17 protein-coding genes and 1 tRNA gene are annotated in these 19,076 nt (G+C 49.0%); 9 read left to right on the forward strand and 9 right to left on the reverse strand.

Annotated features, from left to right (window positions below; all coding sequences use genetic code 11):
- The first annotated feature begins 236 nt into the window (after window positions 1-236).
- On the forward strand, window positions 237-908 hold the full coding sequence (locus tag PSE6802_RS0104260; protein ID WP_019498828.1) for a VOC family protein: 672 nt from the start codon (window positions 237-239) through the stop codon (window positions 906-908).
- Between the two features lie 10 nt (window positions 909-918).
- Here PSE6802_RS0104260 and PSE6802_RS0104265 read toward each other — a convergent pair whose 3' ends face one another.
- Window positions 919-1,842 (reverse strand): FkbM family methyltransferase, encoded by a 924-nt coding sequence (locus PSE6802_RS0104265; protein ID WP_202950671.1) that lies wholly within the window; start codon window positions 1,840-1,842, stop codon window positions 919-921.
- Window positions 1,843-2,159: 317 nt separating this feature from the next.
- Between PSE6802_RS0104265 and PSE6802_RS0104270 the strand changes: the two genes are divergently transcribed.
- Entirely contained in the window at window positions 2,160-3,998 is a 1,839-nt protein-coding gene (locus PSE6802_RS0104270; protein ID WP_019498830.1) for a ShlB/FhaC/HecB family hemolysin secretion/activation protein, read from the forward strand.
- A complete protein-coding gene (locus PSE6802_RS0104275) occupies window positions 3,950-6,793 on the forward strand; it encodes a CHAT domain-containing protein (RefSeq protein WP_156815405.1) in 2,844 nt (947 codons plus the stop codon). Before PSE6802_RS0104270 ends, PSE6802_RS0104275 begins: the two co-directional genes overlap by 49 nt.
- A gap of 86 nt (window positions 6,794-6,879) precedes the next feature.
- Here the strand turns inward: PSE6802_RS0104275 and PSE6802_RS0104280 are convergent, their stop codons facing one another.
- Genes PSE6802_RS0104280 through PSE6802_RS0104295 form a run of 4 tightly spaced genes read right to left on the reverse strand, consistent with a single transcriptional unit; the run spans window position 6,880 to window position 12,011 of the window.
- Window positions 6,880-7,854 (reverse strand): TAXI family TRAP transporter solute-binding subunit, encoded by a 975-nt coding sequence (locus PSE6802_RS0104280; RefSeq protein ID WP_019498832.1) that lies wholly within the window; start codon window positions 7,852-7,854, stop codon window positions 6,880-6,882.
- A gap of 28 nt (window positions 7,855-7,882) precedes the next feature.
- Window positions 7,883-8,974 carry a phospho-N-acetylmuramoyl-pentapeptide-transferase gene (gene mraY / locus PSE6802_RS0104285; RefSeq protein ID WP_019498833.1) on the reverse strand — a complete coding sequence of 364 codons (1,092 nt, stop codon included), beginning with the start codon at window positions 8,972-8,974 and terminating at the stop codon, window positions 7,883-7,885.
- Window positions 8,975-9,214, reverse strand: coding sequence for a DUF3134 domain-containing protein (locus PSE6802_RS0104290; protein WP_026103049.1), 240 nt, complete (start codon window positions 9,212-9,214; stop codon window positions 8,975-8,977). It lies immediately after the preceding gene.
- 25 nt (window positions 9,215-9,239) lie between these two features.
- Complete coding sequence (locus tag PSE6802_RS0104295; RefSeq protein ID WP_026103050.1) at window positions 9,240-12,011, reverse strand: chloride channel protein; 2,772 nt, start codon at window positions 12,009-12,011, stop codon at window positions 9,240-9,242.
- Between the two features lie 155 nt (window positions 12,012-12,166).
- Here PSE6802_RS0104295 and PSE6802_RS0104300 point away from each other — a divergent pair, with 155 nt between their 5' ends.
- Window positions 12,167-13,045: a glycosyltransferase family 2 protein gene (locus PSE6802_RS0104300; protein ID WP_019498836.1), complete on the forward strand. Its 879-nt coding sequence runs from the start codon at window positions 12,167-12,169 to the stop codon at window positions 13,043-13,045.
- Between the two features lie 59 nt (window positions 13,046-13,104).
- Here the strand turns inward: PSE6802_RS0104300 and PSE6802_RS0104305 are convergent, their stop codons facing one another.
- Window positions 13,105-13,743 carry a peroxiredoxin gene (locus PSE6802_RS0104305; protein WP_019498837.1) on the reverse strand — a complete coding sequence of 213 codons (639 nt, stop codon included), beginning with the start codon at window positions 13,741-13,743 and terminating at the stop codon, window positions 13,105-13,107.
- A 179-nt stretch (window positions 13,744-13,922) separates the two neighbouring features.
- On the opposite strand from PSE6802_RS0104305, the gene PSE6802_RS0104310 reads away from it, so the two are divergent.
- Both PSE6802_RS0104310 and PSE6802_RS0104315 read left to right on the forward strand, forming a co-directional pair.
- Window positions 13,923-14,004, forward strand: a tRNA-Leu gene (locus PSE6802_RS0104310).
- Between the two features lie 162 nt (window positions 14,005-14,166).
- Window positions 14,167-14,394, forward strand: a complete 228-nt coding sequence (locus PSE6802_RS0104315) for a hypothetical protein (RefSeq protein ID WP_019498838.1) — start codon at window positions 14,167-14,169, stop codon at window positions 14,392-14,394.
- A 27-nt stretch (window positions 14,395-14,421) separates the two neighbouring features.
- Here the strand turns inward: PSE6802_RS0104315 and PSE6802_RS27690 are convergent, their stop codons facing one another.
- Both PSE6802_RS27690 and PSE6802_RS35730 read right to left on the reverse strand, forming a co-directional pair.
- Window positions 14,422-15,456 (reverse strand): RNA-guided endonuclease InsQ/TnpB family protein, encoded by a 1,035-nt coding sequence (locus PSE6802_RS27690; protein WP_263970304.1) that lies wholly within the window; start codon window positions 15,454-15,456, stop codon window positions 14,422-14,424.
- 15 nt (window positions 15,457-15,471) lie between these two features.
- The gene (locus tag PSE6802_RS35730; protein ID WP_263970295.1) at window positions 15,472-15,576 is read right to left on the reverse strand and encodes a helix-turn-helix domain-containing protein; all 105 of its coding nucleotides are present in this window, start codon (window positions 15,574-15,576) and stop codon (window positions 15,472-15,474) included.
- 51 nt (window positions 15,577-15,627) lie between these two features.
- On the opposite strand from PSE6802_RS35730, the gene tnpA reads away from it, so the two are divergent.
- Both tnpA and PSE6802_RS0104330 read left to right on the forward strand, forming a co-directional pair.
- Window positions 15,628-16,026, forward strand: a complete 399-nt coding sequence (gene tnpA / locus PSE6802_RS0104325) for an IS200/IS605 family transposase (protein ID WP_019498839.1) — start codon at window positions 15,628-15,630, stop codon at window positions 16,024-16,026.
- Between the two features lie 11 nt (window positions 16,027-16,037).
- A complete protein-coding gene (locus PSE6802_RS0104330; protein ID WP_019498840.1) occupies window positions 16,038-16,931 on the forward strand; it encodes a site-specific integrase in 894 nt (297 codons plus the stop codon).
- 86 nt (window positions 16,932-17,017) lie between these two features.
- On the opposite strand, the gene PSE6802_RS27695 is transcribed toward PSE6802_RS0104330, so the two are convergent.
- Window positions 17,018-18,262 (reverse strand): vanadium-dependent haloperoxidase, encoded by a 1,245-nt coding sequence (locus PSE6802_RS27695; protein ID WP_019498841.1) that lies wholly within the window; start codon window positions 18,260-18,262, stop codon window positions 17,018-17,020.
- A 78-nt stretch (window positions 18,263-18,340) separates the two neighbouring features.
- Between PSE6802_RS27695 and PSE6802_RS27700 the strand changes: the two genes are divergently transcribed.
- Window positions 18,341-19,076 (forward strand): hypothetical protein (locus tag PSE6802_RS27700; protein ID WP_036945153.1); only part of this gene is annotated, 736 nt, incomplete at its 3' end.

Genomic DNA, 19,076 nt, shown 5'->3' on the forward strand with positions numbered 1-19,076 from the left:
CGTCATGGGATGCTTCTAGATAAGTGGTGATGAGCCAGGAATACCCAATCGTGAGGTTGGGATGCCCCGTCCGCTTGCGGCGGGGAGGATGTCACTTGAGAACAGTATTGTCGGGGTGAAGGAGTGGAAGCCCTTCTTAGGGGGCAACGCCCCCCCTTCTCGTTTTCATCTGAAAGCCGCTATATATAGCATTAGAGATCGAGCAATACTCGCAAGAACCAGAAGCACTAATTCGTATGCCTTTTGAACTGGATCATCTATTCATTTGTACTAATATTGGCGCGCCAGCAGCCGATCGCCTGGTGTCTTTTGGGTTAACCGAAGGCACATCCAACATTCATGCTGGCCAGGGAACCGCCAATCGCCGCTTTTTCTTCCACAATTGTATGTTGGAACTGCTTTGGGTGCACAGTTCAGAGGAAGCACAGTCGGAAGTCACCCGCCCCATGTATCTTTGGGAGAGATGGCGCGATCGCGATCGTACCGCCTGTCCTTTTGGAGTTTGCTTCCACCCAACACCCCATTCTACTGATCCCCTCCCTTTCCCAACATGGACGTATCGTCCTGCTTATTTGCCACCTCCACTCAGTATTTCTGTGGCGACGAATGCAACTGTATTGACGGAACCGATGTTATTCTATCTTGCCTTTAGGAAGCGTCAAGATGCTTATCCCGAAGAGCAGCAGGAACTATTGCGACATGCCGTAGCTTTCTGGGAGATAACTCGTGTAACGCTTGCTAGTCCTCATGCGGACTGCCTTTCTCCGGAACTGCAATCTGCGATCGCCAGCAATTTGATTCAACTGCGACAGGGAGAAACCTATCTGATGGAACTTGGCTTTGACGGTGAAATGCAAGGACGGCAAGCAGATTTCCGACCAGAGCTACCATTGATTCTGTATTGGTAAAGTTTGCCGCCTATATAATCTTGTTCAGATATTCGATCAAAAATTCCGGTTTTGCTGATTCAATCTGAACTCTACTCATCGGAATAAACCCTTTAAATACTGGCTCAACCGAAGGGCTGGACGAAAATATAAAGCCATCACAAGAAGTCGTGCCGTAATCGAAATCAGACGATACTTCAATTCTATAATTGAAATTTGCAAGCTGTTCTATAACGTCAAAATGCAGTTGCTGCGAATGCGTTGAAATAAAGAGATAGTTTATATTTTTATTTGTTAATGATTTAGAGCAACCTTTCAGCATCTCCAATTCATATCCCTGGATATCAGAGTGAAGTATGTCAATCTTTTGTATTTCTCTTTCCGCTAAATATTTGTCAACCTCAAACTGCCCGTTACCGACAAAGGCATTTACAAATTCACCAACGAAACCGTTGAGCGTAAAATTATGCTTCCCTGCATTTAGATTTTCTAGTTCCGGCTCCACTAAGTGAACTTTCGCATCAGGATATACTTTCTTCAGCCACATTGAGTAATGCCCCCAATAAGCCCCTAATTCGAGCATTATCGGCGAAGCTGGGAGGCTGTTCAATACTTCTTGAAATACAAATTCTTCCAGCGGTTCGTGAACTCCGCGATTTATTGAGAGAATCCAACTGAACTTACCGTAGTAGGCATAAGAACCAGAAACCGGAACCTTTAGCCCGTTGTGAAGATAAACATAACTTCCGTCCACAAATCCCGCGCGGGGATCTCTTCGTATGGCAAGGTTAAGCGGGTCTGAAACAATTTCTCGAAATCGTCCCATAAAGTCAGTATCTTCAGCTTTCTTTCCCATATGTTCGCCTTTTGTAGTTAAAGTTGATAGCAGTCTGTGAAGAACCCAAAGTAATGCAGAGGCTTCTTCGCCAAGATCGAGAACTAGTTTAACATCCAACAGTCAGACTTGACGTTGAAGTTGTTACAACCCCCATTAACGATAATTGAGCTTCTGCCGATTCTAGAGGTATAGCGGTTTTCAGATGAAAACGAGAAGGGGGTTTGGGGGCGTTGCCCCCAAGAAGGGGTGGAACCCCTTCACCCCATCAATAAAACCCGTTCTCAATTGAAAAGTGCTATATTGCCTCAATGGTATTTGAGGGTAAGTTTGACTTTAGAGCGCAGAGCTGTAATCCCCAATTGCCCTTCTCATCAAAATTGCGATTCGCAACCTTATGGGTTAGAATAGCGCGGTGAGGGTTGCGATCGAACAATATGTACCATCAGCTATTTCGGCTAAGTCACCTCTACCTAGTTTGGCTAGCAGTTGCTCTGCTTAGCGATCTCTTGACTAATGCGACTGCTGCGCGGGCTTACTCTGAAAGATATGCAGATGCACCGTCGGCGATCGCATCTCAACCAGCAAATATCCCAACTACCCAGAAGACTTCCTCTCAGAACACTCCCCAGGCTGTTGCCCAAGTTGCAGTTCCACCTGAGATTACTCGCCCAGAAGATCGACGTACCCCATCGCCACCAGTCATTCCTCCCACTAAACTTCCACCACCCTCGGAATTACTAAAGCCATCTCCCCAAGAATCGCCACCCACTCTTGAATTACCGAACGTGTCAGGCACAATAACAGTCCAAAAATTTGAGGTTATCGGCAGTACCGTATTTAGTACCGAGGAGCTAGAGCAGGTCACCAGGCCATTTACGCAACGTCCCATTACCTTTGCCGAGCTTTTACAAGTTCGGACTGCGATTACCAAACTCTACGTCGATCGCGGTTTCATCACCTCTGGAGCTTTTATCCCGCCTCAAACCATTGATGTTGGTGTCGTAAAGGTACAAGTTCTCGAAGGCAGTCTGGAAGCAATTGAGGTGAAAGGCTTGCAACGCCTGCATCCCGAATACGTGCGATCGCGCCTTGCCATTGCCACAAATAAGCCCCTGAACCGCGATCGCCTGATTGAAGGTCTGCAACTCCTGCAACTAGATCCGCTGATTGCAAATATTTCGGCTGAACTGTCGACGGGAACGAAACCCGGTCAAAACCTGCTTTCAGTCAAGGTAACTGAAGCTAAAAGCTTTCATGGCGGGTTGACGATTGACAATCGCCGATCGCCCAGTGTCGGCACTATGCGACGGCAGGTACAAATTCGCGAAGATAACTTATTCGGACAAGGTGATGGGATTGCGCTCACCTACACCAATACCGATGGTAGCAATGCCTACGACTTCAGTTATACCTATCCCATCAATCCTCAGAATGGAACGTTGAATTTTGCTTACAGTAATAGTAACAGTCGCGCGATCGAGCCACCATTCGATACTTTGGATATCCTGGCAAATTCCCACTCCTACGAACTCACGCTGCGTCAACCCCTGGTGTTGAAACCCACACAGGAATTTGCTATTGGGATTACTGCTTCCCACCGCACCAGCGAGACTTCTCTGCTATCGACTCCATTTCCACTTTCACCAGGGGCTGATGACTTTGGTAGAACCAATGTCTCTGCACTGCGTTTTTTCCAGGAATACACGCAACGCAGCAGTAAGGAGGTATTAGCACTGCGATCGCAGTTTAGCGTGGGGGTATCTCCGTTTGCGCTTACAGTTAACGACACCCCTGTAGATAAATTTTTCGCCATCTGGCGCGGTCAGGGACAGTATGTGAATTTACTGGCTCCAGATACTCTGTTGTTACTGCGAGCTGACGTGCAACTGGCCGATCGCGCGCTCGTACCGCTGGAACAGCTTGGCATTGGCGGTCAAGATAGCGTGCGCGGGTATCGTCAAGACTTACTATTGAGCGATAATGGTTTAATTGCTTCGGCGGAGTTGCGCTTGCCCGTCCTCCGCGCCCCCGAAATTAATGGAGTGCTGCAATTTGCCCCATTCTTTGATTTTGGGACGGGATGGAATAGCTCTGGTCGCAAAGACCCCAGTCCCAGTACGATTGCTGGTTTGGGATTTGGATTGCGCTGGCAGCAGGGCGATAGCTTCATAATTCGGTTTGACTACGGCATTCCCTTATCATCGAGCGGTACGAGTGCAAGAACATGGCAAGAAAACGGTCTCTATTTTTCGCTTCTGTGGAACGCCTTTTAGGGAGGCTTCTCATAAGTAAAATACCTGTAGGGGCAATCCCCCTATGGTTGCGTCGATTAATTGAGGACAGGCGCATAAAGAGAATCAAATTTATTCCTGTGATTCTGGCGATTGTAATTGGCTGCTGTCTTTGGATGTATGTATTGCCACATCTATTACTGGGAACTAGTCTGGGCGCTCAATCTTTGCGATCGCCTAACTCATCGCTCCAAACCCCTCATCGACTCCCACCCTACGGTAAGGGTTTAGCATTTGTCAGTCAATCTCCGCATCAAACGCAAGTATCGGTCACAAATGCTAAACCCCTGCGGGATCCCACGCTATCACTCCTAGAACAAGGCAGGGAATTCTACCAAAACGGGCAATACACCGAGGCGATCGGGGTGTGGCGACAGGCGATCGCATCTTCCCAGTCTCCCCTAACCTCAGCGATGTTATGGAGCAATCTCTCGCTTGCCTATCAAAAGTTAGGACAATGGCAAGAAGCACGCGAGGCGATAATTTCTAGCTTCAAAATTTTGGATACTATGGCCAGTACCTCCACAATAGATGCCGCCATTCTCAAAGTTAAAGCGCAGGTTCTGAATACGAGAGGCAGTTTAGAATTTGCCAGGGGGGAAACAGAAGCTTCTCTTGCCACATGGCAAGAGGCAACCTCAACCTACACCAAAGTTGGCGATAGTGAAGGGGAGTTTAAAGGTTTGCTCAATCAAGTGCAAGCACTCAAGACATTGGGCTTCTATCGCCGTGCCCTGAGTACCCTAGAGACAGCGAATCATGCGCTACAAACACAACCGGATTCTTTGATTAAGGCAAATAGTCTGCGCAGCCTCGGTGATATCCTTCAGTTAGTGGGAGATCTAGACAGGGCAGATCGAGTATTGCAACAGAGCTTGACAATCGCCCGTCAGCTAAACTCCTCTGAGCTTGCCAGCGAAACATTACTCAGCCTGGGAAATCTGGCACGCCTGCAATCGAATCCTAAAGCAGCTTTGGAATTCTATCAGGAGGCGATCGCTGCTGCTACTGCTAATTCCACTAAAGTACAGGCACAACTGAATCAATTAAGTTTACTCGTACAAACCAAAGACTTTACCAACGCCCAAGTGCTCTTCCCACAAATCCAAACTCAAATTACCCAGCTACCCGCCAGTCGCGATACCATCTATACCAAAATCAATCTCGCCAATAGTCTGATGCAACTCCAACGCGCTACGAAAAGCACGAGTTCCCCTAGCATCGATAGCATGGAGATCGCGAAGATCCTAGCTGGAGCATTAGAACAGGCGCAATCTCTTAGCGATCGCAGGGCCATTTCCCATACTCTTGGTACGCTCGGCACGCTCTACGAACAAACTCAGCAGTTCTCATCCGCTCGGGATCTCACGCAAAAAGCAATATCGACAGCCCAAGCAATTGATGCTGGCGATATTGCCTATCTGTGGCAGTGGCAGTTAGGCAGATTGCTGAAAGCACAGGGAAACGTACAGGGTGCGATCGCTGCCTACACCGAAGCGGTGAATACGCTTCAAGCACTGCGCGGCGACCTGATTGCGGTTAATCCTGGCGTGCAGTTTTCTTTCCGAGACAGTGTAGAACCCGTGTATCGTCAGCTTGTTACTTTGCTTTTAAGCGATAATTCCAGTAATTCACAGAACGGGGCGATCGAGCAACAGAGACTGAAGCAAGCCCAGAACACGCTTGAATCTCTGCAACTAGCGGAGTTGATCAATTTCTTCAGAGCAGATTGCTTGACTGCCAATGCCGTGGATATTGCCAAAGTAGATCGCACCGCTGCCGTTCTCTATCCAATCATTCTAGAGAATAGTTTGGAAGTAATCTTGAGCTTGCCCCAGCAGCCACTCCAACATTACGCCACACCCATAGCCCGCCGCCAGGTTGAAGATACAATCGCCAGCTTGCGTTTGGAGTTACGCGATTCCAGTTCCAGCGACTATTTGGCAAACGTGCAACTACTCTATGACTGGCTGATTCGACCTGCCGCCAGTCAAATCGCTCGGAGCAAAGTCAATACTTTAGTCTTTGTCCTTGATGGCGAACTGCGTAATATCCCCATGGCAGCCCTGCACGACGGTCAGCGCTTTCTGGCAGAAACCTACAATATTTCGCTCACGCCGGGGTTGCAATTACTGGATCCCAAGCCTTTAGCAAAACAACCGATCGCAGCCATCACGGCGGGTTTATCGCAAGTCAGCCCCAGCTTTGCCCCTCTCCGACTCAATCCTTTACCTAATGTCGAACGCGAAATCCAGCAAATTCAAGCTCAGATCCCCAGTACGGTTTTGCTGAATCAGACATTCACGGGCGCGAATCTTGAAAAAGCGATCGATACCTCTCCCTTCCCCATCGTCCACCTGGCAACCCACGGCAAGTTTAGCTCCAAGCTCGAAGAAACCTATCTTCTAACTTGGGATGGTCGCATTAATATCGAGCAGTTAAATCAATTAATGCAGGAGAGGAATCGCCAGAATGACAAGGTTGTGGAACTGCTTATTCTCAGCGCCTGCGAGACGGCCAGGGGCGACAAGCGCGCAGCATTGGGTTTAGCAGGTATAGCAGTCAGGGCTGGAACCAGAAGCACGATCGCCTCGCTCTGGTCGGTAGATGATGAAGCTACTGCTACATTTATGACCGCACTATATAAAAATCTTGCCAACAAAAACACGAACAAGGCCGAAGCTTTACGTCAGGCTCAGATGACGTTACTAAGCGATCGCCAGCTAAATCATCCTTATTATTGGGCACCTTTTGTCCTTCTAGGTAACTGGCTTTAAGGGGGCGCAGCCCCCACGCAGGGGTGGAACCCCTGCACCCCGTCCTAAGCCTATTGGCTATAGCTAGCTATACAACCTTACCTGTACTACTTTTCTTGTAGCAGTTTCTTTACGCCTGGATGGTAGTCCAGCTTGGCAAAATCTGTGCTTCTGGCATCATCGATCGAGAATAATTTCCAAAAAGAATTTTTGGCTTTGAGAGCGGCAGACTTCCCGTAGGCAGCCTTAGCCAGGTTATAGACCTTTTGCGAGTCCAGCGATCTATTCGCATAAATAAACGAGAAAGTTGACATCGCATTTACTGCCTGCTTTTGCCAGGGATAGGTATTAGCAGGAATTTTCTCGGACGCAAAAAGCTCGGGATTATCGCCCAGAAATCCCTTACTATCGACTAAAGAACTGGCATCGATAGATACGAGCTTCAGCTTTGCCCCCGCAGCAATATTTTTAAGCAACGGTGCCCCCACCCCAGCGGTATAGAAGGCGGCATCGAGCTTGCCATTTTTAACCTGCTCGATCGCATCTTTAACTTCCATTGTGACCAGATCTTCGCGAATTACATCGAGGTTATGCAATTGGTACAGTAAAACCGCACTCACGTAGGTACCGGAATTTGATGGCCCCACGCCAACCGTCTTGCCAGCTAAATCCGACAGGCTGTTAATTCCAGAAGCAGAGTTAGCGATAATATGTACGACTTCCTTAGTAAGGGGAGCGAAGACTTTGATGTTGTTAGCCAGTTTGGAGATATTCGGATCCCCAGCATTGCGCAATAGGGCAAATGCGTCCTGCTGAGCAAATGCCAGATCGGCACGACCTCTGCCCAGATCTTTGAGATTTTTAAACGAACCTGGAGATTCCTGAATATCGAACGTAAATCCAGCATCCTTCAATGTCTCTGCGAATTCTTTTCCTGCTTTATAGTAGAGGCTATCCTTGCGAGCGGTGAGAAATCTTATTGTATCTTTCGCGATCGCGGGTTCGCTGTGAAATGGCTTCCACACCACTATGGCAAATGCCGTAATTACTGCCAGCACTACCAGAAAAAGCTTTCTTCTCATCTTTTACTCCCACACAGATTTAGATTGATTAGATTTGCCCGAGCGCGATCGCTCCTACAACCAGCAGGAGACCTACTAGATAGAATATCCCCACAACTTGAGTTTCCTTCCATCCTGCCAGTTCCAAGTGATTGTGATATGGAGCCATTTTAAACAGGCGCTTGCCGACTCCATTTTCGTCCTTAGTGGCTTTGTAGTAGCCCACTTGAGCCATCACGGTAATTGTTTCCCAGATGAAGATGACACCAACTACAGCTAGCCCCCACAGCATGTTGCCCAGCAGTGCCACCGACGCTAAAGCTCCACCCAAGGCGAGGGAACCCGTATCTCCCATAAATACTTTGGCAGGGTTGCTGTTATGCCACAGAAATCCCAGATAGCTGCCACCCACACAAGCGCAAAACGTACTCAGTTCGGGATGAGATCCCCCCAACAACAGTGCTAAGCCAATTAGAGCGATCGCCCCAGTTCCTGCTGCCAAACCATCCATACCGTCAGTTAAATTGGTGGCATTGCTGCTGCCGAGCAAAACAAACATAGCCAGAGGCCAGAATAGGAACCCCAACGTTAATTTCAGGTTCAGCGGTAAAGCGATCGCATCCACAGAGTGAGTCAATCCCAGCCATACGCAGAAAGCTACAGCGGCGATCGCTAATAGGAGCAGCTTGGTACGCGGTGCAATACCTTTGTTTGACTTTTGCACCAGGATCTGCCAATCATCCAGCCAACCGACTGCTCCAAACGCCAGTGTTAGCAGACCAGCCGCAATTACATCTAGCTTAAATCCCGACCAGATGATGGCGAGAACGACACCTACAGGCACGATAAAAATACCACCCATAGTGGGAGTACCTGTCTTGCTGAGATGACTCTGCGGCCCATCTTCCCGAATGACTTGACCGATTTTGAGTTTCCTGAGAATGGGCAAAATTACATAGCCCGCCACTGCCACCCCTACAAAACCAACGGACATAGGTAGCATTACTGCGATCTTGGCATTGAAGTGCAGAAAAGTATCTGCGCCCAGACACAGACAGATTATGCCAATTACCAATGCCGCAGATACGCCAACGCCTGACAGTTGGGGCAGTCGTTTTGTCATCGCACTTGTATCTGCCATTTATTCGTCGTCGTCATCTAGTGCGATATCGTCATCGTCGTCATCGTCATAACTACCGTCATCTCCAACCATGAGTTCCTGTAGTTCCTCAATATTATCTTCATATTCGTAAGTGTCCGACTCGCGAGCAATCAACCTGCCAGTCGAATTCAGCCAATCGAGTATGGATACCTGTTGTTGAGTAGACACAGTTGGAGCTGGTTTATGTCTTGGTTCTTCACGTAATGAGGGATTATGCATACTTTGAATATTGATAATGGAAGTCTTATTCCCCCAGAGCATCTCTGACGATGATCACCGTGCAATTACTATGGATAGCGATCGCCTCGGGGATATTGCCTTTGATGGCTTGTTGGAATATACCTTCACGGCTGGCACCTAGAATAATAGCATCAGATTTATAAGTTTCAGCTAGAGCCAGCACTGCCTCGGGAATTGTTTTGGCACAAACAGAGCTAGAGACAACACAATCGCCATTCCGGCGACTCAGCTTGCGGCTGAGGAATTGGGTCTCTGCTGTCAAAGCACTAGTATCGTGGTGGTTATCCGCAGGATGAAATACCTGACACACCCTGATTTCGGGCGCGTGGCTGAGGGATATTAAGCCTGGTAATAGCTTCACCGCTTGCTGAGCGTTAGGGCCACCTGCGATCGGTACCAGCCAGCGATCGATTTTGAGTTTGGGGCGATGGCGGTGAAAGGTAACGCCAGGTTGTTCGCTTAATTGTTCGCCAAATTTTGTATGACGATCGCCATGCTCTTGTGGATTGGGATCGTAAGGATTGGTAGGATTGACGGGATTCTCCAGATTCTTATACATATGGCGATGGCGGCGATCGCTCGCGTAGCCTCGATCGTCTAGCTTGACAAAAATAACGCTACAGGCAGCTTGTCGGAGAATTGTATCTACCACATCCCCAAAGATCTTCCCTGGTGTAAACGTACTCCCCTTCCAACCCATCAGCGTAATATCTATATGACGTTCCTTAATTGTTTCCAAAATTGCCTGTGCTGGATCGTGGGCAACTCGAATTTGGGTATGCATCGGGATCTGCCAATTCCGCCCCAGGTGCTGGGCGTGTCCGAGCAGACGACGGCTAGCCACCGTGCTGACTTGAGCTTCGTCGGGAGGGCGATCGCGATTTACACGGATGACATGCAAGCAATCGATTTCGTAGTGCAGGTCGTGGGCGATCGCCGCCGCTATTTGCAGAAGAGATGTGGCGTTTTGGGGATTGTGAATCGGCACGAGTATGCGCCCCTTACCAGTAGCAGGAGCGCGGGTCTGGTAAACCACGTAGGACGGATCGGGCCGGGGACCCATTTCCTGTTTGCCACCACTTAAGCAATCTGATTCGGCGCGAATAATATCGCTGCGGGTGATGATACCAACCAATTTGCGCCCGTTAGTAACGGGCAGACGGCTGAGATTGTAGCGGTTTAAAAGGTAGAGAACGTCAGCCAGCTTGTCTTGGGGGGTAACGGTAATTGGCTGAGCCGTCATGATCTCGCCTACAGTCTTAGCAGAGGAGAGCCTTAAGCGATCGAGATCCTTCAGGTCAGTCTGAGTAATAATGCCAACCAGTTGGCCGTCGGCAACCACGGGAAAGCCACGATGGTTAGAACGGGCAAATGCATCCACTGCCTGCTCCAACACCATATTACTGGTTAAGGTTTCCACTCGTTGCTGCATTACATCCTGCGCGGTCAGATCTGCGAGGGGAGATGCCTCAGAATCAGATTTGGGGAAATGAATGCCGTTCCATTCCAGGAGGCGATCGTAAATGGAGCCGCTATACAAGCGCTCTGCAACGAAGTAAGCGATCGAGGCCACCACCATCAACGGCAACACCAGATCGAAACTCGCGGTCAGTTCAAACACGATTGTCACGGCAGTAATTGGGGTTCTGGCGACGGCACTAAAAAAGGCACTCATGCCAGCCATTGCGTAGGTAATCGGCTCGCCCACGCCAAAACTGCTATTAGCAAAAAAACCGACCAGGTATCCCAGTGAAGACCCCAGTACCAAACTCGGCGCTGATAGCCCCCCTGGTGCACCGGAGCCATAGGCAACCAGCGTGAGAACGAAGTGGGTCGCGAAAGCGATCGCCGTTAATTCCCAACTTGCCCCACCCGTAATTACCAGAGTGCGCAAGCCCGTACTGTCGCGAAAAATATTGGGCAGCAGAGCGATCGCGCCGCCAGAGATCAGACCTGCTAAACCTACGCGCCAAGGGAGGCTGAGCGGCAATCTGCGACGGTTAATCGATAGGCTAGCTAGAATGCCCCGATTAAAAAGGGCACCGAAAATACCAGCCAGGACACCGAGGAGGACATAGAGGGGAATTTCGCGAATGTCAAACCTTACTCTTGACACAGTCAAGGGCACGCTGAACAAGCTATCACCACCCAACTGTTGGGAGACGACGGCACCAATAAAAGAGGCGAGAATGCCCGTACCCAGGGTAAAAGAAGAGACATCCTGGAGTAACGCCTCCACCACAAACAACACGCCTGTAATCGGTGTATTAAATGCCGCTGCTAGACCAGCACTAGCTCCAGCGGCAATCAATTGACGGCGATAGTCGGGTGAAGTGGGAAACCAATGACTTAATTGCGCTGCTAAAGCCGAACCCACCTGAATTGTAGGTCCTTCTCTACCCAGAACCAGGCCAGAACCGATCGCTAAAGTTCCGCTAATTAACTTAACCAGTGCCACGCGCAAATCGAGACCGATCGGCACGAGCGACAGTACGGCTTTCACCTGAGGCACTCCGCTACCAGAGGTTTCGGGTGCGACTCGTTCTACTAAAAAACCTGCCACGAAACCGCCAAGCAACCCCACACCGGGTAACGCAATCCAGGCAGGTATCACATGCGACACCTGCACGCGCCATCCCCCCAGCCACCCCACCACAAACTTCAGTAAAATAGCTGCTAGCGCCGCGACCAGACCGATGATGCAAGCCTCCACCACAGCCAGACGTTTCGGCTGTAGCAACTGACGCAGTTGCCGCAATAACAATGTAAAGCCCATGCCAAGATCTAAATGGTGACTTGTGGTATCGTCCGTCCCCAAACTCTCCGTTTGCTAAGTTTAAGCCTAGCATTTTGTGTTTTGTATAGTAATGAACCCGTGGTATATGATGATCGCTGGCTTTTCTGCAATTTAAGTTTGAAGCACGAGGAACTGTGAAAGTATCGGTAATTTTGCCCACAAAAGATCGCGGCCCCGCGATCGCAGAAACAATAGATTCTCTGATCGCACTGGATTTTCCACAGAATGAGTGCGAGGTATTAATTGTAGATAATCTCTCTAACCCTGAAAATCAAGCACGGTTGCGCAGTTACCAGGCCAGTTACCCCGATCGCATCAGGTACGAACGCGAGGAAAAGCTGGGCTTATGTAACGCTCGCAACTGTGGCATCGAGCGCAGTCAAGGCGAAATTCTTGTATTTTTGGATGACGATGCGATCGTGCCGACCTATTGGCTCCAAAACATTGTCAAATATTTCGATGCCGATGCTAATGTCTATGCTCTCGGCAGCAAAGTCATCGCGAAATACACTTCCCCCCCTCCAGAATGGATTGACGATCGCTTAAGTCTCTACATCAGCAGTTTCGATCGCGGCGAAGCTGTCGAAAAGCTCCACTATAACGATTATCCGCGCGGCGCAAATATGGCATTCCGTCGCGATGCCTTTCGTAAATGCGGCTATTTCCTGGACTGTTTCGATCGCAAAGGAAATTCCCTCATGAGCTATGGCGATATTGAAATGTGCTACCGCGTCGAGCAAGCTGGCTACGATGTGATTTACGTCCCAGATGCTGAGGTAATCCACCTGATTCGCGGCGATCGCTTAAATATGGACTGGTTTCGCAGTCGCTTTTACTGGCAGGGGCGATCGGAAGGATTGTTCGAACTTATCCACTACGGTCGCCGTCATATTATCAATACTTTTACTTTCCACCTGCACCGCAGTTTGAAGGGCGATCCCCTCGATAAGCTCCACCACCAGGGCTTCCTGACCTCCGCACTCAAAAACTTTTTCAGAAGGGAGTTTAAATAGCGGTAAAGAAAAAACACCTTGAGTATAACTCAAGGTGTTTTTTCCTCGTATTACAAGCCTTACTTGTTAGGCTGAGGAGTCATCCGCAGGTATGGCTTAACCGGATTGAATCCCTTGGGGAACTTTTGCTTGAGTTCCTCAGGATCGGTAATGGAAGGCACGATCACGCAATCGTCACCATCCTTCCAGTTAGCGGGAGTAGCAACGCTGTAGTTATCCGTGAGCTGCAAAGAGTCAATTACGCGCAGAATTTCGTCAAAGTTGCGTCCCGTGCTGGCAGGATAAGTGAGAGTCAGCCGCAGCTTTTTGTTGGGATCGATAATGAAAACCGAGCGCACAGTCAGGGTTTGCAACGCATTGGGGTGGATCATATCGTAAAGATCGGATACCTTCCGATCTGGATCGGCCAAAATGGGGTAGTTCAGCGTTACCTTCTGAGTTTCCTCAATGTCGCCCGTCCAGCCTTTATGCGACTCCACATCATCAACGCTCAGAGCGATCGGCTTGACCTGGCGCTTGTCAAATTCTGGCTTTAGTCGTGCTACTTCACCTAACTCTGTGGTGCAGACTGGGGTGAAATCTTTGGGGTGCGAGAACAAGATCGCCCACGAATCGCCGATCCATTCATGGAAATTAATCGTGCCGTGGGTTGATTCTTGGGTAAAGTCAGGTACTGTGTCACCTAAACGGAGTGTCATACGATCTATATTCCTGTATTCCTAGGGTAATAGTGTAGATCCTATTATTACCTGTATAGCAGCACCTAAATAATTTAGTTAATATTAATGATTGACATAACAACCTTTATGGCGCAAAGTAATAGATCGCAGCATCGTGCTGTGCCTTAGCCATAGAGCTAGCAGAGTTAAACAAGTAGGCGGAACTGGCGGAATTGGTAGACGCGCATGATTCAGGTTCATGTGTTGAAAGACTTCCGGGTTCAAGTCCCGGGTTCCGCATTAAGAGTTTTTTATCTTCAAGTAACCCTTAAATATTAGCTTCCAGGGGTTTCAACGTTACTATAGCAATTGACCTAAATCAAACGTAACTCGACACAATTAGCCTAAATTAGCCGTAAAATTAAGCCAGTAATTAAGCCAAAAATTGAGGCTCAGGCTTAAATGGCAGATACATTGACCAAGCATCAGGAGCGTATAAGTAAGGCGATCGCTGAAGCAAACGCTCGACTGAAATCTCTCAAAATTGCCATCGTGCAACGTGGAGATCGCCTATCATTACAGGCAACGTTACCACCTAAACCCTGCAGTGATAAGGATAAATGGCATCAGCAACGCATCAGCTTAGAATTAAGGGCAACCCTTGAGGGTTTGACATACTCACCGGGCTGAAGCCACGGTGATTCTTGACACATCATCTCAACTTGCTACCGAAGTAGTCTTACGGTCGATCCGTGCCCGTTTAGAGTCGTGGCAATGCCCTATCCCGACTTTGTTTATATTTCTGGCGGCATTCTCGTCTCTGTCGTGTTCCGCCCCGCAATTGATGCAGAGAACAGACCGAACCAAGAGATCCAGCTTGCCCCATTTGTAGCCGCAATTTGAGCAGATTTGAGAGGTTGGCTCCCAACGGTTAATGACATTGAAGACGCGACCCAACTTCTCCGACTTTGCCTCACACAACACCCGAAATTCCCGCCATCCCTGCATACTAATCGCTCTTGCGAGTCTGCGATTTTTGACCATTCCCGACACATTCAAATCTTCCAGCGTGATTACTTGGTTTTCGTGAACCACACGGGTAGACAATTTATGCAGAAAATCTTTGCGGGTATCTGCGATTTTGTTATGCAATTTGGCGATTTGAATCCGCGTCTTTTCCCGACGTTTAGAGCTTTTTACCTGACGGGCAAGTTGCTTCTGTTTGCGTCTCAATCGCTTGTCCAGCCTTGAGTAGTCTGGACTTTTCACCATTTCCCCGTTGCTCATTGCTGCAAAGGTTTTGATGCCCAAATCAATGCCGATGCTGTGGTTTTTAGCATCAACTTGAACAGGCTCAATCTCTACAACAAAGCTCAAAAAATAGCGATTTGCAGCATCCTTAATTACCGTGACAGAGCTAGGCTCTGATGGTAATTCTCTTGACCAGATGGGCTTAACGTCGCCAATCTTGGCAAGGTAGACTGCATCCCCTTTGATGGAAAATCCGCCCATCCTGAATCGTGCCGACTGCCGACCAGCCTTCTTTTTGAACTTGGGAGAACCGACTTTTTTTGCCTTTCCGCTTGCCCTTGAGCGAGTCGAAAAAGTTCTTGTAGGCAAACACCTAAAATCGGAAAACCGACTGCTGCAATGGAATATTAGAAACGGTTGCCAGCCATTCCCGACCCTCTGTCTTCTTGGCTTGAGTGATGACCAACTTTTGCAAGTCGTTGTTGCTGGGCAGTTTTTCAGCCTGCTTACAAATAGCTAAGGCATCATTTCCAAAACCACCCGCACACAACCAAACACCTGAGCGAGACTCTGGCGTTGTTGGTCTGTCGGGTAAAAACGGTATTGATACCTAGCTTTCATGACTTATACTAGAATTGGTCTGTTACTTGATTATAGATTGGTCTACACCAAATGGCAACCCAATTTCGGAGAGAGCGGCATAGCGTTACAGACCTTAAGATTCACTTGGTCTGTGTGACGAAGTATCGTCGGTCTGTGTTCACAGCGAAGGGGCTTGATTTGATTGAGAAGTCGTTTCACGAAGTTGCCAAGAAAATGGATTTCCAAATTCTTGAATTTAATGGGGAAGGGGATCATGTCCACGCCTTGATTGAGTATCCACCTAAGCTGTCTGTGTCTCAAATTGTGAATGCTCTGAAGGGGGTATCCAGCCGTCGCTATGGCCAAGCTGGATTACCAAAGCCTCACAAGGAAGCGCTTTGGAGTCCCAGCTATTTCGCGATAGCCGTAGGCGGTGCGCCGCTGGAAGTACTTAAGGAATACATCAGGAACCAGGAAAAGCCGTCCTAGAAGGACGGGGCTTGAATCCCATATTCTCGGTCAGGTTTGCCGAAGCAAAAGCACGGGAAGTCAGCGGCTTACTTTTGGCAAGTGCATTTAACTGGGAACCTTACCTAAGGCACGAAAAAGTAGATAAATCGAATATTAAATTGTGGGGAGAAATTGTAGCGGAATTTAGTGCTTGGTACAAAACTAAGCACGACTTGAAAGACAAGACTTGGAAAAACAGTTACCACGAATATTTGAGGCGAATACCTGCTGATGAACCTGTATCTGCAGATTCGTTAGTGAAAATTGTACAGGATATCGCGCCTACTGCTAAGCGATCGCGCGAATTAGCGATTCTGTCCTTAAGCACATTGGCTAAGTTTGCAGATTTACAGGTAGACTTTGAACCCTACAAAGTACGGCGCAGTTTACAAGATAAGAAACCCCGCATTATTCCTACTGATGAGGTGATTCTTGCGTCCGTAAGCTTGCTCAAAAATCCACAGTGGCAATGTGCCTATAAATTACTGGCTTGCTATGGGTTGCGCCCGCATGAATTGCACTATTTAGACTTATCTGAGTTTCCACCAGTGCTAAAAATCACTGATGGCAAGACTGGGGGCAGAAGAATTTACCCCATACCTCAGGACTGGCTGGAGATATTTGGCCTAGATGCAAGTGCGATTGCCTTGCCAGAAGTCAAGGATTTTGGGGAACAGATGAGTCGCAATTTTGCAGCAGCCAAAGTACCTTTTGTCCCTTACGACCTGCGCCATGCCTATGCGATTCGAGGTACTGTAACCCATAGAGTTCCCTTGCCAGTGATCAGCAAAATGCTTGGACATTCACCGTCTCAACATCTGAATACCTACAATTACTGGATTTCTCAATCGCAGATAGATGATGTGATGCGATCGCCTCAATAACGATCGGCACAGAATCTATAGGCGGAATTCCTAGCTTGCCAGCGATCGCCACTATATATTTATTGCTGCCCCACGTTTTTCTGGTATTAAATCACCGACAAATTGGTAAGGAAGTTATCGAAAACGTAATTGCCAAGACTATGACCCACAGCCAGCCCATCGAGATCGGCGGAGAGGAAGTGGATGCCGCCATAAATGCGGCTCATACCAGCTTCATCGGCGGCATGACTGAAGCTCTGGAAAGAGCGCGTCGCCCCAGGTAAGCCTAGTGAACCAATGGTAAAATTCGCATTGTCACCAAAGAAATTAGAGAGGATAGCATCAGCAGCACCGCTAAACGTACTGTGCCCTGAGATGTATTCCGGGAAAGGTGGCGTGGCAATTAAGGAGTCCCAAGTCGGATCGGCGATGGTGGCGGGATTATTGTCGAGGTCGGCTTGACGGATGGCGGTAATCGGTCGCCAGGAGTTGTAAGTATACTTGGCATCCCAGGCCGCGATCGCGCTGTCAGCCATAGCCATATTCAGCAGAGCAAATAGACGTGCTTGTTCGGGCAAGGGAAGATCGCGTCGGTCGGCGACAACTGCGGCGATCTGGTTCCAATGACCTGGTGGAGTGTAGGTACCGGGTCCATCAGACCAGAAGAGGGCGATTTTGGTTTGCTCGGGAGTGCGGGAAGGACTGTTTTTGGCACCTAGATCTTTAACCTGATTGAACTCGGTGGCGTACTCAGCGCTGGTGAGGGCAGGGGTGCCCGAAGGGCGAAACTGCGAGCCGCTAGTCATGGCGAAGGGTTTGACCTGCGGCCACTGCGGTAGTAAAGCAGCTTGAAAAGTGGGTGGCGTGGGTTGCCATTTCCCCGGATCGCCGAGCGGGGCATAGGATATCTGTTGTTTGGAGCCGTCATTGCTACGAGCGGCAAGAATTTGGGAGGCGACGGTTTCGCCGAGCTTGATGCCATCGCTTTTGGCAAAGGATTCTGGGATGAGGTCGAGGGAATTCTGCCGAGCAGTATCAAAAGATATAGTTTGACCGGGGTAGAGATTGACTAGGACGCGATGGGCAGCAGATGTCACTGCTGCCTCCATCGACGTGCCTGCTGGGGTGCTGAGATTGGATAGATATGGCGTGGCGGTTTTGGTAATGGCATTGACGGCATCGAAAATGGCAGCGTGTTGCATGGCGAGATTGCGAGCGGCGATTGGGGGTGCGGTTTTATCGACACGGATGGCTTCGAGGGCGATTTTATTCCAGTCCAGGACGATATTGCTTTCTTTTTCAATGGCAGCGCGATCGCTATAACAGGCAGCAAAAATTGAAGAAGATGACATAGGCGTTCATTCGATTAGAGATAGAGATAATCTGGCAAAAACAGGTTTTTGTACCCTCATTTTGTGGCGTGTCTAAATATGGATATAAATACGATTGGATTGGATAATGGTCTGAATTACGATTTAGGGCAGATATCGAATCTGTTGCCGGATTTGAGTTATCTGGGGATGAGATCGCGGCAATTGCCCAGTCAGGCACCCGTGCAAAGTGAGGTGCTGGCGATCGCGAACGCAAATGCGAACCCGGCGGATGTGTCGGAGGCGATTTTGCGGAGAGCTATAGGAGTGACGGGTATCAAGGACTTCAATATCCGTACTGAGGGGAGAGTAATATTTAATGGGGGAGGGGATCTCGATGGCGAACCGCTGGATCTCAAGGACGACACGCACATCTACGCTCGAAGGGGCTTCAGTTTCAATAACACGCCCGTACTGCCAGTACAGCGAGATAGTGCGGGCAACCCAATCCGCGATGCCAACGGGCGGCAGGTTTTAGTTAAGGACGCGGTGGATGTATCGGCAGGGTTTACTGCAAATGCGCCCAACAATCCATACAGCAATCTGATTCCGCCGACAGTGATTCCGGCTGAAACTGTGGTTGTGACCAGCTATAGCGATGTCAGGAGTCAGGAGTTAAATGCCAGGCTTCCAGCGGGGACACCAACAGTGACATTTAATCCCCAGCAAAGTCCGATAAATAATGCCAGTCAATGGAATGCGGTTTTCCCGCCTGGGGGGACGAGCACAGTGCCAACCGTAGTAAGGATCGCCTCTGGTGGGTTAAACATTCCCGCAAACGTGCAGCTCCGCAATT

The organism is Pseudanabaena sp. PCC 6802 (assembly GCF_000332175.1).
GTDB lineage: Bacteria > Cyanobacteriota > Cyanobacteriia > Pseudanabaenales > Pseudanabaenaceae > PCC-6802.

What these genes read in the sequence shown, in the direction of transcription:
- PSE6802_RS0104260 (WP_019498828.1), top strand. Translation starts at nt 237, where the DNA reads ATGCCTTTTGAACTGGATCATCTATTCATTTGTACTAATATTGGCGCG.
- PSE6802_RS0104270 (WP_019498830.1), top strand. Translation starts at nt 2,160, where the DNA reads ATGTACCATCAGCTATTTCGGCTAAGTCACCTCTACCTAGTTTGGCTA.
- PSE6802_RS0104275 (WP_156815405.1), top strand. Translation starts at nt 3,950, where the DNA reads ATGGCAAGAAAACGGTCTCTATTTTTCGCTTCTGTGGAACGCCTTTTA.
- PSE6802_RS0104280 (WP_019498832.1), bottom strand. Translation starts at nt 7,854, where the DNA reads ATGAGAAGAAAGCTTTTTCTGGTAGTGCTGGCAGTAATTACGGCATTT.
- mraY (WP_019498833.1), bottom strand. Translation starts at nt 8,974, where the DNA reads ATGGCAGATACAAGTGCGATGACAAAACGACTGCCCCAACTGTCAGGC.
- PSE6802_RS0104290 (WP_026103049.1), bottom strand. Translation starts at nt 9,214, where the DNA reads ATGCATAATCCCTCATTACGTGAAGAACCAAGACATAAACCAGCTCCA.
- PSE6802_RS0104295 (WP_026103050.1), bottom strand. Translation starts at nt 12,011, where the DNA reads ATGGGCTTTACATTGTTATTGCGGCAACTGCGTCAGTTGCTACAGCCG.
- PSE6802_RS0104305 (WP_019498837.1), bottom strand. Translation starts at nt 13,743, where the DNA reads ATGACACTCCGTTTAGGTGACACAGTACCTGACTTTACCCAAGAATCA.
- PSE6802_RS0104315 (WP_019498838.1), top strand. Translation starts at nt 14,167, where the DNA reads ATGGCAGATACATTGACCAAGCATCAGGAGCGTATAAGTAAGGCGATC.
- PSE6802_RS35730 (WP_263970295.1), bottom strand. Translation starts at nt 15,576, where the DNA reads ATGAAAGCTAGGTATCAATACCGTTTTTACCCGACAGACCAACAACGC.
- tnpA (WP_019498839.1), top strand. Translation starts at nt 15,628, where the DNA reads ATGGCAACCCAATTTCGGAGAGAGCGGCATAGCGTTACAGACCTTAAG.
- PSE6802_RS27695 (WP_019498841.1), bottom strand. Translation starts at nt 18,262, where the DNA reads ATGTCATCTTCTTCAATTTTTGCTGCCTGTTATAGCGATCGCGCTGCC.